This is a genomic window from Bradyrhizobium sp. MI1.7, assembly GCF_055811795.1.
Window position 1 is genome coordinate 1 of record NZ_JBVVPO010000288.1, and the last position, 277, is coordinate 277.

A 277-nucleotide genomic window follows, 5' to 3' on the forward strand; every position below is an offset into this window, starting at 1 on the left:
CGGATGTTGGTGACCGGTGGCCCGCCGAACTTTGGTGGCGGCGGCATGCCCCAGCGCATCATGGCCAGCTCGCGGCCCGTGTCGGTGTTGCGCACCACCGGGTGATCCGGAAACACGACCGGCATCGGCGCGAGGTTGCCGACATAGCGGTTGACGACGCGGAATAGGGCGATGATCGCGGCTTGGTTTGTGGTGATGCTATAGATGGGGTGATTGCGGTTGCTGCTCGAAAGGCTCAGCCTGGAAGGGAAGCCGGCGAGCCGGTGGCAGCAGGAGC

1 pseudogene is annotated in these 277 nt (G+C 65.3%); it reads right to left on the minus strand.

Annotated features, from left to right (window positions below):
- A pseudogene (locus AC0L3X_RS47550) lies at positions 1–206 on the minus strand (SOS response-associated peptidase); the annotation flags it as partial.
- Positions 207–277: the final 71 nt, after the last annotated feature.